At 72.0% G+C, this 10,323-nt stretch carries 9 protein-coding genes and 2 pseudogenes; 6 read left to right on the top strand and 5 right to left on the bottom strand.

Going from position 1 to position 10,323, the window contains the following annotated elements:
- The 3 genes from ACWJ6R_RS21340 to ACWJ6R_RS21330 all read left to right on the top strand — a co-directional run.
- On the top strand, window positions 1-226 hold a 226-nt coding region (locus ACWJ6R_RS21340; RefSeq protein ID WP_449063927.1), incomplete at its 5' end, for a hypothetical protein.
- Entirely contained in the window at window positions 178-549 is a 372-nt protein-coding gene (locus ACWJ6R_RS21335; RefSeq protein WP_449063926.1) for a hypothetical protein, read from the top strand. The genes ACWJ6R_RS21340 and ACWJ6R_RS21335, both read left to right, overlap by 49 nt.
- Window positions 550-703: 154 nt before the next feature.
- The gene (locus tag ACWJ6R_RS21330) at window positions 704-1,990 is read left to right on the top strand and encodes a hypothetical protein (protein WP_449063925.1); all 1,287 of its coding nucleotides are present in this window, start codon (window positions 704-706) and stop codon (window positions 1,988-1,990) included.
- A 123-nt stretch (window positions 1,991-2,113) separates the two neighbouring features.
- Here ACWJ6R_RS21330 and ACWJ6R_RS21325 read toward each other — a convergent pair.
- Window positions 2,114-2,958 (bottom strand): annotated as a pseudogene (locus ACWJ6R_RS21325) (TatD family hydrolase).
- A 232-nt stretch (window positions 2,959-3,190) separates the two neighbouring features.
- On the opposite strand from ACWJ6R_RS21325, the gene ACWJ6R_RS21320 reads away from it, so the two are divergent.
- Window positions 3,191-3,778: a TetR/AcrR family transcriptional regulator gene (locus ACWJ6R_RS21320; protein WP_449063924.1), complete on the top strand. Its 588-nt coding sequence runs from the start codon at window positions 3,191-3,193 to the stop codon at window positions 3,776-3,778.
- A 24-nt stretch (window positions 3,779-3,802) separates the two neighbouring features.
- Here ACWJ6R_RS21320 and ACWJ6R_RS21315 read toward each other — a convergent pair whose 3' ends face one another.
- Window positions 3,803-4,663, bottom strand: a complete 861-nt coding sequence (locus tag ACWJ6R_RS21315) for an SDR family NAD(P)-dependent oxidoreductase (protein ID WP_449063923.1) — start codon at window positions 4,661-4,663, stop codon at window positions 3,803-3,805.
- Between the two features lie 138 nt (window positions 4,664-4,801).
- Here ACWJ6R_RS21315 and ACWJ6R_RS21310 point away from each other — a divergent pair, with 138 nt between their 5' ends.
- The gene (locus ACWJ6R_RS21310) at window positions 4,802-5,410 is read left to right on the top strand and encodes a TetR/AcrR family transcriptional regulator (protein ID WP_449063922.1); all 609 of its coding nucleotides are present in this window, start codon (window positions 4,802-4,804) and stop codon (window positions 5,408-5,410) included.
- Window positions 5,411-5,500: 90 nt separating this feature from the next.
- On the opposite strand, the gene metG is transcribed toward ACWJ6R_RS21310, so the two are convergent.
- Both metG and ACWJ6R_RS21300 read right to left on the bottom strand, forming a co-directional pair.
- On the bottom strand, window positions 5,501-7,279 hold the full coding sequence (gene metG / locus ACWJ6R_RS21305) for a methionine--tRNA ligase (protein WP_449063921.1): 1,779 nt from the start codon (window positions 7,277-7,279) through the stop codon (window positions 5,501-5,503).
- A gap of 41 nt (window positions 7,280-7,320) precedes the next feature.
- Window positions 7,321-8,541 (bottom strand): glycosyltransferase, encoded by a 1,221-nt coding sequence (locus tag ACWJ6R_RS21300; RefSeq protein WP_449063920.1) that lies wholly within the window; start codon window positions 8,539-8,541, stop codon window positions 7,321-7,323.
- Between the two features lie 100 nt (window positions 8,542-8,641).
- Here ACWJ6R_RS21300 and ACWJ6R_RS21295 point away from each other — a divergent pair, with 100 nt between their 5' ends.
- Entirely contained in the window at window positions 8,642-10,186 is a 1,545-nt protein-coding gene (locus ACWJ6R_RS21295; RefSeq protein ID WP_449063919.1) for a hypothetical protein, read from the top strand.
- On the opposite strand, the pseudogene ACWJ6R_RS21290 reads toward ACWJ6R_RS21295, so the two are convergent.
- Window positions 10,102-10,323, bottom strand: a pseudogene (locus ACWJ6R_RS21290) (phospholipid carrier-dependent glycosyltransferase); the annotation flags it as partial. The gene ACWJ6R_RS21295 and the pseudogene ACWJ6R_RS21290 overlap by 85 nt on opposite strands.

The following is a 10,323-nucleotide window of genomic DNA, read 5'->3' as shown; positions in this document are numbered from 1 at the left end:
CGGTCCGGCCGGACGGGGACGCCCCCGGTGGCGGTGGGTGCTCGCCGGGCTGGCCGTGGTGGCCGCGCTGGCCGTCACGGGGGTCGTGCTGGCGAACGTCGTCGGCGGAGGACTCGGCGGAGGACAGGGCCCGGCGACGCCGTCGGCCTCCGCCGGGGGCGGCGACGCGGGCGCGACGTGGGCCGCCGGATCACACTCGGCGCCGCCGTCGGCGGCCCGCAGCTGATCGTGCCCGTCGCGCCCTCCTGCAACCTGGCCTCCTACCAGGGGACGACCCCGGCCCGCGGGCGGTTCTGCACGGTCCGCTGGACCCTGCTCAACACCGGCGGCGAGGAGATCCGGCTGAGCCGTACTCCGCTCGTCCTGGTGGACGACCGGGGCTCCGCGCACACCCCCGAGCCGGTCTCGTCCGGGCCGCCGTCCGTCCTGGCCCCCGGCGGCCGGGCGGACGGGGTCCTCGTCTACGACCTTCCGCCGGCCCGCGGGCCGCTCAAACTCACCGGCCCCGTGGTCGAGGGCGGCGAGGACATCGAGGTGAGACTGTCATGAGGCTCCTGACCGCCCTCGTCGCCGCGGTGGCGCTCCCCGTGCTCCCCTCCCTTCCGGTGCTCCCCGCCGCCGGGCACCTGTCCGCGGCCGCGGCCTCGTCCGCCTGCACCGGCACCGGCACGGGGAACCCGGCGGGGACTTCGACGGCGACGGGGTGGACGACGCCGTGGTCGGCGACCCCCTGGCGGACGCCGGGCCCCCGGAGGGTTCCGAGGGCGCGGGGAAGGCCGACGGCGCCGGAGCCGTGCACGTGCTGTCGGGCGTGGCCGGGCAGGGCGGGGAGGGAACGGTGGTGACCGCGCCCTCCCCCGCGGCGGGCGACGGCTTCGGCTGGTCGGTCAGGCTGGTCCACCTCGACGGCGACCGCTGCGCCGACCTGCTCGTCGGCGCGCCGTACACGGACGTGGCGGGGGTGCGGGACGCGGGCGCGGTCTACGCCGTGTACGGCGGGGGCGGGCGGGAACCCGTCCGCCTGGTCGCCCCGGTCCCGGAGGAGGACGCCCACTTCGGCTGGTCCCTGGCCGGGCGCGGCCCCCTGGTCGCGGTCGGGGCGCCGCACGAGGACGCCGAGCAGGTGGCCGACTCCGGTGCGGTCTACCTGTTCGAGACGTCCGCGCTCGGCACCGCCCGGCGGCTCTCCCAGAACACCGAGGGGGTCACCGGCAACGGCGAGGCCGGGGACATGTTCGGCTGGGCCGTGGAGCTCGGCAGGCTGGGCGGGGACGCCGAGGAGCCCGACCTCGCGGTCGGCCTGCCGTACGAGAACGACGACGGGCAGGGCGTGCAGGCCGGTGAGGGGAACCTCGACTCGGGCGCGGTGACCGTCCTGTTCGACGTGCGGGCCAGGACCGGTGCGCAGCTGTCCAAGAAGTGGGACCTCCGCGAGATCCTGGACGCCGACGCGGGTGACCGGTTCGGTTACGCCCTCGCCTACGCCGAGCAGGGCGACACGTCCTATCTCGCGGTGGGCGCCCCGCTCGGCGACGGAGGATCGGTGCAGGACTCCGGCCTGGTCCAGCTCTTCCAGGCGTCCAGCACGGCGGAGATCACGCCCGGTCCCACGCTCAGCCGGGGCGCGGAGGGCTCCCCCGGAGGCGGGTACGGCTCCGCACTGGCGTTCGCCTCCGGCGGGGACGTACGGCTGGCCGTGGGAGTGCCGTTCGACGGAGCCGACCAGCGAGGAGGCGTCCACCTGGTCCCGCCCGCCGACCCCGCCCGGTCCCGGATAGTGTCCGGGACCGAGCCCGGCGGACACCTGGGCTGGTCGCTGGCCTCCGCCGGGAACAAGCTGGTCGCCGGCGCCCCGGACCACGGTTCCTCCGGGGCCGTGGCGCTGCTGGGCCGCAACGACGGAGCGGTCACCCTGCTCTCCCCCGGCGCGGACCGGATCCCGGCCGTCACCGGCGGCGCCTCCGTCGACTTCGGCGCGGCGGCGGGCTGAGGACCACCGGGCCCCGCCGGGGATCCTCGGCCCCCGACGAGGTTCCCCGGCCGGCTCGAGCGCACCGGATCCACGAAGACCGCGGACACCGCCGGGCGGGCGGTCATCAGGCGGTCACCAGGATCACCAGGCGCCGAAGGCGGTCTCCCCGTTCGCGCTGACCGCGGCGGCGAGCCGGTCCGGCTCCATCCCCTTGACCTCGGCCAGGCAGCGCACGATCAGCGGGATGAGGTAGGGCGCGTTCGGCTTGCCCCGGTGCGGGACCGGCGGCAGGTAGGGCGCGTCGGTCTCGACCAGGATCAGCTCCGCCGGGGCCACCGCCGCGGCCTCCCGCAGGTAACCGGCGTTCTTGTAGGTCACCGGCCCGGAGAAGGACATGAAGTAGCCGGCGGCCGCGCACTTCGCGGCCATCTCCGCGTCTCCGGAGTAGCTGTGGAAGACCACCACGTCGGGCGCGCCGCCTCGGCGAGCACGCGCAGCACGTCGTCGTGGGCCTCCCGGTCGTGGATGACCAGGGCCTTGCCGGTCCGTTTGGCGATCTCTATGTGCGCCCGGAAGCTCGCGTGCTGGTCGTCCTTGGCGGCCCAGTCCCGGTAGTAGTCGAGCCCGGTCTCCCCCACGGCCCTGACCTGCGGCTCCCTGGCCAGCTCCTCGATCTCCGCGAGGACCTCCGGGGTCGAGGCGTGCGCCTCGTTGGGGTGGATCGCCACCCCGGCGTAGACGTCGCGGTGGAGCCGGGCGACGTCGGCGTTCCACCGGGACGAGGCGAGGTCGTAGCCGATCGTGATCAGCCGGGTCACCCCGACCGCCCGCGCCTCCTCGACGATCCGCTCCACGCTCGCCTCGGCCGCCTGCGCGGCCTGGGCGACCGGGTCCCCCGAGGACGCCTGGCGGTTGCCCACCATGATGTCGAGGTGGCAGTGGCTGTCGAACACTTCGCCGGTCAACGGCTCCGGCGCGGCGGGCATCGTGGTCACCCTGCCCAACCTACCGCCCGGAGATCGGCGGTCCCGTCCCCGGGAGGCCCGCGGCGGGCGGGGTGAAGGCGATCGGGGCGGTGGTGGCGAGCGGGGCGGTGAGCTGAACTCGCATCCCTGTTCCTCTTCTTTCCACTTAACATTTAGTACTCTAATCGGAGTGGTTAGAACGTAGTACTACGATTAGAGTGGTATCAATACCGGATTCCAGGGAGAGAACGTGATGCGGCAGAACCCGGCACGGCGGGCGGCCCTCCTCGACGCGGCCATCGAGGTCCTGGCCCGCGAGGGGGCGCGCGGCCTGACCTTCCGCGCCGTCGACACGGAGGCGCAGGTGCCCAACGGCACGGCCTCCAACTACTTCACCAACCGCGACGACCTGCTCACCCAGGTCGGTCACCGCTTCTACGAGCGCCTGGAGCCCGAGCCCGGCATGCTGGCGGACTCGATGGAGGGACCGCGCGACCGCGACCACGTCACCCGCCTCATGCACGACCTGGTGGAGCGCATCAGCGACTTCCGCTCCGGTTACCTGGCCCTGCTGGAGCTGCGGCTGGAGGCCACCCGCCGCCCGGAGCTGCGCCGCCTGCTCACCGAGCGCGTCCGCGCCGACCTCGATTTCAACGTCGACAACCATCTGCGGTCCGGCATGCCCGGCGACGAGACCACCGTGGTCCTGCTCTATCTGGCGCTGAACTGGCTGATCGTGGAGCGGCTCACCCTGCCCGACGTCTTTCCCGCCGACCGGATCCACACCCTGGTCACCGAGGCGGTCGAACGCGTCCTGCCCGGCCCCGGCCGTCCGGACTGAGGCCGGGCCCCGGGGCGGAGCGGGTCACCCGGCGGTCCCGGGGGCGGGCACGGCGCGCTCGGCGGCGCGGCTGACCCGCTCCCAGCCGGCCCAGGTCTCCATCCGCCGCCGGGAGACGTCGAAGGCCAGGTCGTAGGCCATGCCTCCGAGCAGCAGCCGGAGCGGCGGGTCGTCGCTGTCGACCAGTTCCAGCACCGCCTCGGCGGCCAGGCGCGGCTCGCTGTCGACCGATCCCTCGGCCCACTGCTTCTCGATCTCGGCGCGGAGCGGGCCGTACGGCTCGGCGGGCGCGGTCATGGCCATGCCGGTGTAGAGATCGGTCCAGTAGCCGCCGGGCTGCACGATGGTGAGCTTGACGCCGAAACCCGCGGCCTCCATCGCCAGCGCCTCGCTCATCCCCTCCAGCGCGAACTTGCTCGCGCTGTACATCCCGGTGGTCGGGAAGCCGCCGAGGGCGGCGACGCTGGAGATCTGCACGATGTGGCCGGAGCCCTGCGCGCGCAGGTGCGGCAGTACGGCCTGGCAGACCCAGAGCGCCCCGAAGAGGTTGACCTCGAACTGGGCGCGGGCCTCGGCCTCGGTGAACTCCTCGACCATCCCCGAGGACATGGTCCCGGCGTTGTTGACCACGACGTCCAGCCGGCCGAAGTGCTCGACGGCCGCGTCCACGGCGGCGAAGACCGCGTCGCGGTCGGTCACGTCGAGGGGGAGGGCCAGCAGCCGGTCACCGTACCGGTCGCCGAAGTCGTGCGCGGCGACGGTCCGGGCGGCGGCGGCCACCCGGTCGCCGCGTTCCAGCGCGGCCAGGGCGAACGCGCGGCCCAGGCCGCGGCTCGCGCCGGTGATGAACCAGGTGCGGGAGGGGGCGGTTCCCGGGGTGCGCATGCGGATTCTCCGATCGTTCGTTTCGTTCACTTAGCGAGTCGAGACGGTTCGTCTCGTCTTATGGCGATGACGGTACCGGAGACGTCTTCATCAAGTCAAGACGATCCGTCTCGTCTAGTTTTTGTTAGGTTGGGCCGCATGACGACGCAGCGCACGACCACCGCCAACGCGGCCCGCCGCAGCGAGACCTCCCGGCGGGCCATCCTCACCGCGGCGTTCGACCTGGCCGGTGAGGTCGGTTACGCCAGGCTCAGCATCGAGGGCATCGCGGCCCGGGCCGGCGTCGGCAAGCAGACGATCTACCGCTGGTGGCCCTCCAAGGGCGCGGTGCTCTTCGACGCCTTCCTCATGCTCAGCGAGGGAGCGGCGGGCGACCCCGCCCTGCCCGACACCGGGGACCTTGAGGCCGACCTGAAGACGGTCCTGCGCGCCACCGTCGCGGAGCTGAACGACCCGCGCCACGACGAGCCGATGCGCGCCCTGACCACCGAGATCACCCACGATCCCGAACTGGCCGCCGCCTACGCCGAACGGCTGGAGGGACCGATGCGGGAGCGCAAGAAGGAGCGGCTGCGCAGCGCCCAGCGGGCCGGGCAGCTCGCGGCGGACCTCGATCTCGACGTGGCCGTCGAGATGCTGTGGGGCCCGCTGCAGAACCGGTGGATGCTGCGCGGCGGGCCGCTCACCACCGAATACGCCGACCGCGTCGTCGAGACCGCGCTGAACGGCCTGCGCCCGCGTCCCTGAACGCCGGACCCCGGCCGGCCTCCGGGAAGACGCACGAGCCGCCCGGACCTCGGGTGGTCCGGGCGGCTCCGCGGAGAGCGGCGGGCGCGGCTACTCGCCGAGGCGGGCGAGCTCCTCATCGACGATCTTCGGGTCGAGCTTGCGGAACAGCGGGGTCGGCGGGGCCAGCGGGGTGCCGGGCCTGATGGGGGTGGGCTCCCAGCGGGCGGCGCCCTCGTAGGACCCGGTGATGACCGGGTAGCTCCGGCCGTCCTCGTCGACCTCCTTCATCTCCGGCATGCCCGACCAGACGCCCGTGCCGCCGAGCATCTCGTAGATCTTGTTGGAGGAGGTGGGCAGGAACGGGGTCAGCAGCGTCTTGGCGTCGTCGACGACCTGCAGGGCGACGTGCAGGATGGACTTGACCCGCTCGGGGTCGTCCTTGATCTTCCACGGCTCCTGCTCCGCGAGGTATCTGTTCGCGTCGCGGACGACGTCGAACGCCTCGTTGACCGCGTTCTTGAACCGGGAGCGGTTCAGCTCCGCGCCCACCGGGCCGAAGGCCGCCCGGGACCTGGCCAGCAGGGCCCGGTCGGCGTCGGTCAGGTCGCCCGCCTCCGGGATCGCCCCGAAGTTCTTGGCCGCCATGGAGATCGAGCGGTTGACCAGGTTGCCCCAGGCCGCCACCAGCTCGCCGTTGTTCCGGTTGAGGAACTCCGACCAGGTGAAGTCGGTGTCCTGGTTCTCCGGCCCGGCGACCGCGATGTAGTAGCGCAGCGCGTCGGCGTCGTAGCGGGCGAGGAAGTCGCGGACGTAGATGACGACCTGGCGGGAGGAGGAGAACTTGCGCCCCTCCATGGTCAGGAACTCGCTGGAGACGACCTCGGAGGGCAGGTTGAGCGCGCCGAGCGAGCCGGCCGTGCCGCCGCGCCCGCCCTGGCCGTTGTAGCCGAGCAGCAGCGCCGGCCAGATCTCCGCGTGGAAGACGATGTTGTCCTTGCCCATGAAGTAGTAGCCGCGGGCGTCGGGGTTCTGCCACCACTGCCGCCAGGCGTCCGGGTCGCCGGAGCGGCGGGCCCACTCGATGGAGGCGCTCAGGTAGCCGATGACGGCGTCGAACCAGACGTAGAGCCGCTTGTTGGCCTGGTCGCTCCAGCCCTCCAGCGGGATCGGCACGCCCCAGTCGAGGTCGCGGGTGATCGCGCGCGGCTGCAGGTCGCCCAGGAGGTTGAGGGAGAACTTCAGCACGTTCGGCCGCCACTCGCCCTGCTTGGACTGCAGCCAGGTGCCGAGCACCTCGGCGAAGGCGGGCAGGTCGAGCATGAAGTGCTCGGTCTCCACGAAGACCGGCGTCTCGCCGTTGATCCGGCTGACCGGGTTGATCAGCTCGATCGGGTCGAGCTGGTTGCCGCAGTTGTCGCACTGGTCGCCGCGGGCCCCGTCGTAGGAGCAGATCGGGCAGGTGCCCTCGATGTAGCGGTCGGGCAGGGTCCGGCCGGTGGACGGCGAGATCGCGCCCATCGTGGTCTTGGGGAAGATGTAGCCGTTGGCGTGCAGACCCTTGAAGATCTCCTGCGCCACCGCGTAGTGGTTGGCCGTGGTGGTCCGGGTGAACAGGTCGTAGGACAGGCCCAGGGCCGTGAGGTCCTCGGCGATCAGCCGGTTGTAGCGGTCGGCGACCTCGCGGACGCCCAGGCCCTCCTTGTCGGCCTGGACCTGGATGGGCGTGCCGTGCTCGTCGGTCCCGCTCACCATGAGGACCTTGTTGCCCGCCATCCGCTGGTAGCGGCTGAAGACGTCGGACGGCACGCCGAATCCGGAGACGTGCCCGATGTGGCGGGGGCCGTTGGCGTAGGGCCAGGCGACCGCGGTCAGGATGTGCTGGGACATGTCTCCCAGCCTAGAGCCTGTCCAGTGAATCTTCCTCCCGGTCAGGCCCCGGCGCGCTCCCGGCTGACCGCCTCGGCGGCCTCCTCCGCGGCGGAGGCGGCCACGTCGATGGGCGTCTCCTTGGTACGGCGGATGCCCAGGATGCTGATGAACAGCGCCGCGAAGATGGTCTGGAAGCTCATGATCAGCGCGGTGGCCGAGGGCACCACGATGCGCAGCGACTCCGACGGGATCAGCGGCCCGAAACTGCGGGTCTGCCAGTGGACGAGCGAGGCGACCAGGCCGCCCAGCCCGGCCAGGGCCAGCAGGCCGCCGGCGATCAGCCCCTTCTCCAGGCTCACGATGTCGACGAGCTTGCGCACCCGCCGGTCCTCCGGCAGGAACCCCTCCTCGGCGGCGTACACCTTGGTGAACAGGGCGAACAGCACCGCCTGGAAGCCGATCACCAGCATCGCCGAGGCGCCGACGAGGGTGTCGACGTCGAAGGCGAGCTTGCCGATGTAGACCGGGCCGAAGGTCAGCAGGGTGCCCGCGACCAGGCCGAGGGTCATCATGACCAGGCCGGGGATGAAGAACAGCCAGCGCGGGCTGTAGAGCATCAGGAAGCGCAGGTGCCGCCAGCCGTCGCGCCAGGAGCGCAGGTGCGGGGGCCGGCTCCGCCCGTCCGGGGAGAGCGTGGTGGGCACCTCGCGCACGTCCAGCCCGGACAGCGTCGAGCGCACCACCATCTCGCTGGCGAACTCCATGCCGCCGGTCTGCAGGCCGAGCCTGAGGATGGAGTCGCGGCGGAAGCCGCGCAGGCCGCAGTGGAAGTCGCCGATGGCGCTGGGGAAGAACAGGCGCCCGATGAAGGAGAGCACCGGGTTGCCGAGGTAGCGGTGGAGCGGGGGCATGGCGCCCGGCGCGATCCCGCCCTTGAAGCGGTTGCCCATCACCAGGTCCGCGCCGTCGCGCAGCTGCTCGACGAACGGCATCAGCGCGGTGAAGTCGTAGGAGTCGTCGGCGTCGCCCATGATGACGTACGTCCCGCGGGCGGCGCGGATGCCGCCGATGAGGGCGTTGCCGTACCCCTTGGCGTCCACGTGCACGACCCGCGCCCCGGCGTCCCGGGCCAGCTGCTGCGAGCCGTCGGTGCTCCCGTTGTCGGCTATCAGGACTTCTCCGTCGATCCCGTGTTCCCGCATGCAGGCCAGGGCCTTGCGTACGCAGGTCTCCACGGTCTCCGCCTCGTTGAGGCACGGCATGACCACGGTCAGTTCCACGTCTCGAACCCTTCAGTCACGGCACAGGCAATCCCACCATGATGCCCTCTCGTCCGGGTGCCCGCGTCGAGTCCGTCAAACGGCTGGCATTCTGTAATGCATGGTGACCGTCGCGGATCCTCCACCTCCGACCGGTGCGCGCGCCCGTCTCCGGGCGTTCCTGCACCGCCACCGCGTGTTCGCGGTCGTGCTGGCGGTGGCCTTCGCTCTGCGCGTGGTCACCATGCTCGGGTACGGCCCGGCGCTGTGGTTCAACGACTCCTACGAGTACGTCTCCGGAGCCGTCAACCCCGACAGACCCAGTGCCCTGCGGCCGAACGGTTATTCCTTCTGGCTGCTCCTGCTGCGGCCGTTCCACAGTTTCAGCCTGGTGGCCTTCACCCAGCACCTGATGGGCCTGGCGGTCGGCGTGCTGGTGTACGCCCTGCTGCGCCGGAGGTTCGCCCTGCCGGGCTGGGGGGCGGCGCTGGCCGCGGCGCCGGTGCTGTTCGACGCCTACCAGATCCAGCTCGAGCACCTGATCATGTCCGACACCATGTTCATGCTGCTGGTGGTGGGCGTCATCACCCTCGTGCTCTGGCACCGGCGGATGACCTGGCCGATGGGGGCGGTGATCGGCCTGCTGCTCGCGCTCACCGCGCTGACCCGCTCGATCGGCCTGCCCATCCTCGCCCTGGTGGTGGTCTACCTGCTGGTCAAGCGGTCCGGGTGGAAGCCGATCGCGGCCATGGTGACCGCGTGCGCGATCCCGGTGGCCGGCTACATGGCGTGGTTCGCCTCGGCGCACGGCAACGTCGCGATGACCAACAGCGACGGCGCGATCCTCTACATGCGGACCGCGATGTTCGCCGACTGCGGCAAGATGGAGATCGACAAGCGCAGGGAGCTGGAGCTCGCGCTGCTGTGCATCAGCGACCCGCCGGACAAGCGGCTCTTCGGGCAGATGTACCTGTGGTGGGCGCGCAACGGCCAGCGCTTCCACGCCTTCGGGGTGGGCACGACCTTCACCCCCGAGATGAACAAGACCGCCGGCGACTTCGCCAAGCGGGCGATCCTCTCCCAGCCCGGCGACTACCTCGCCGTCGTCGCCCGGGACTTCTTCCGCGCCTTCCGCTGGGACCGGCCGCGCTTCCCCGACGCCAACACCTACCGGCAGTACGAGTTCCTCCCGGAGAACAAGGTGCTGCCCGCCTGGTCCTCGCCCAAGGGCAGCACCACCGACCGGGACGCGCAGATCTACGACCCCGGTCTGCCCACCGCGCAGATCGAGGGCAGGCTCCGGGTGATCGGCACCGACGTGCACGACCCGTGGGCCGCCTTCCTGCAGGGCTACCAGCGGATCGTCCGGCTGCCCGGCATCGTGCTCGGCGCGCTGCTGCTGATCGGCCTGGGCGGGGTGGCGGTGCGTTGGCGCACGCTGGGCGGGCCGGTGCTGCTGCCGTGGCTGGCCGCCTTCGGGCTCATCCTGGCCCCGGCGGCGACCGCCGAGTTCGACTACCGCTATCTGCTGCCCGCGGTGCCGCTGGCCTGCCTCGCCGCGGCGATCACCCTGGCCCGGCGTCAGCCGGGCTTGATCCAGGAGCGGGTGAGCATCCGGGACGACCAGTCCTCGTACGGGATGACCTCGCCGGTCAGCACCGGGTAGAGCCACCAGAGGTTGGCCAGCGCGAGCAGCGCGAACGTCCCGGTCAGCGCGGCCCCCAGCGCCCTGCGGTTGAGCGGGGCGCGCGCCGGGCCGATGACCAGTCCGGCGGCCAGGACGACGGCCAGGATCATGAACGG

It is taken from the genome of Planomonospora algeriensis, from assembly GCF_977012225.1.
Note: the sequence above shows the minus strand (reverse complement) of the source record. Positions and strands in the feature narration are given on the sequence as shown.

What these genes read in the sequence shown, in the direction of transcription:
- ACWJ6R_RS21320 (WP_449063924.1), top strand. Translation starts at nt 3,191, where the DNA reads ATGCGGCAGAACCCGGCACGGCGGGCGGCCCTCCTCGACGCGGCCATC.
- ACWJ6R_RS21315 (WP_449063923.1), bottom strand. Translation starts at nt 4,663, where the DNA reads ATGCGCACCCCGGGAACCGCCCCCTCCCGCACCTGGTTCATCACCGGC.
- ACWJ6R_RS21310 (WP_449063922.1), top strand. Translation starts at nt 4,802, where the DNA reads ATGACGACGCAGCGCACGACCACCGCCAACGCGGCCCGCCGCAGCGAG.
- metG (WP_449063921.1), bottom strand. Translation starts at nt 7,279, where the DNA reads ATGTCCCAGCACATCCTGACCGCGGTCGCCTGGCCCTACGCCAACGGC.
- ACWJ6R_RS21295 (WP_449063919.1), top strand. Translation starts at nt 8,642, where the DNA reads ATGGTGACCGTCGCGGATCCTCCACCTCCGACCGGTGCGCGCGCCCGT.